This window comes from Mucilaginibacter sp. P4_G9 (assembly GCF_056400985.1).
Genome location: NZ_JBFUKF010000673.1, coordinates 1 through 1738 on the forward strand (window position 1 = coordinate 1; position 1738 = coordinate 1738).

Consider the following 1738-nt stretch of genomic DNA (forward strand, 5'->3'; position numbering starts at 1 on the left):
ACCGCCATGAGGCTTAGGGTTTTCCTATTGATTTTTTTGATGCAGTTTGTGCTGCGTACGGTAAACGCGCAAAATAACCAGTTACTTTTTTCGCACCTCGATATCAAAGCGGGCCTGTCGCATAACCAGGTAAACTGCATTTATAAAGATAAAAAGGGGTTTATGTGGTTCGGCACACTATCGGGCTTAAATAAGTACGATGGCTATAGCTTTAAAACCTTTAAACACATTGACGGCGATACCACAACCTTAGATGACGATTATATTGTAAGCATAAACCCCGGTCCCGAAAATAAATTGTGGATAGAGACCCGTACGGGTTTTAACATATATGATCCTGCTACAGAAAAGTTTAGCAAAAATCTGAAGGATTTTATGTATAAAATTAAAGTGTATGATACGTACATTTTAGCCATTAAAAAGGATAGGTTCGGCAACTTTTGGTTCCTGGAACACAATAAAAACCAGGGTATTTTTAAGTATGATCCCGTAACAAAAGAGACTATCAAACTGGTTCATAAGGATGGCGATACTACTTCTATTTATTCAAACCTGGTTACCGATCTGTCGGTTGATTCAAAAGGAAATATCTGGGTTGTATCCAGTTCCGGCATATTAGAACGGCTCGATCCCCGGAGCTATAAAGTTAATTACAGGCTAAAACTGGGCCAGCTACCTGCGGCTTTAAGCACAACCTATAAGATATTTATTGATAAGCAGGATGATATCTGGGCTTTTGTCCCCAGTTACTCAAAAGGGGTATTTTTTATCAGCCTCAAAAACAAAATATTTAAGCATCTTTTAAAATCAACCGGCAATATAAATACCGATGTAATATCAGACGTAACGCAAGACTTTCAAAACAGGATGTGGATTGTTACCGACCATGGCGGTATAAATTTGCTAAACAAGCAGGATTTTAAAACTCAATACCTGCTTAACCGCGAAGACGATGATAAAACAGTAGGCCAAAATAGTATCATCTGTGTTTATGTGGATGATTTAGGTATTATTTGGTGCGGTACTTATAAGCATGGGATTAGCTATTATCATCAAAGCATTATTAAGTTTGCCAATTATACACATCATCTATCTGATAAAAATAGCCTGCCGTTTAGCGATGTTAACAGCTTTGCCGAAGACAAACTGGGCAATATATGGATTGGCACCAATGGGGGAGGGCTAATTTACTGGGACAGGAAGGCAGACACTTTTAAGCAATATTTGCACAACGCCGACAATAAAAACAGCCTTACCAACAACGTGATAGTTAAGCTGTTTATAGATCATGAACAAAAATTGTGGATAGGCACCTACTATGGTGGTCTTGATTGTTTTGATGGCAATGTTTTTAAACACTACAAGCATTCTGATGCCAATGCCAACAGCATATCTGAAGACAGAGTTTGCATCATAGCAGAAGATAGTGAAAACAATTTGTTAGTGGGCACCATATCGGCCGGTTTGAATATCCTTGATAAAAACAGGAATGTTGTAGCTGTTTACCGGTTTGAAGGAGATATGAGTAAAAACACTATTCATTCCAATTATATAAGTTCGGTAATTGAAGACAGGCATAAAAATTTATGGATTGTAACGGCTTATGGTTTAGACCTCTTACTGAAAAAAAACCATCGGTTTCTACACTATTTACATGATGATAATAATCCCAACAGCCTGATTAATAATAATACCAATAATATTCTTGAAGATACAGATGGCCTGATCTGGATAAGCA

1 protein-coding gene is annotated in these 1738 nt (G+C 37.5%); it reads left to right on the forward strand.

Annotated elements, in window-relative coordinates; all coding sequences use genetic code 11:
- Nucleotides 1–39: 39 nt before the first annotated feature.
- Nucleotides 40–1738: ligand-binding sensor domain-containing protein (locus AC1DPZ_RS26605; protein WP_477409180.1), on the forward strand; the 1699-nt coding region annotated here is incomplete at its 3' end.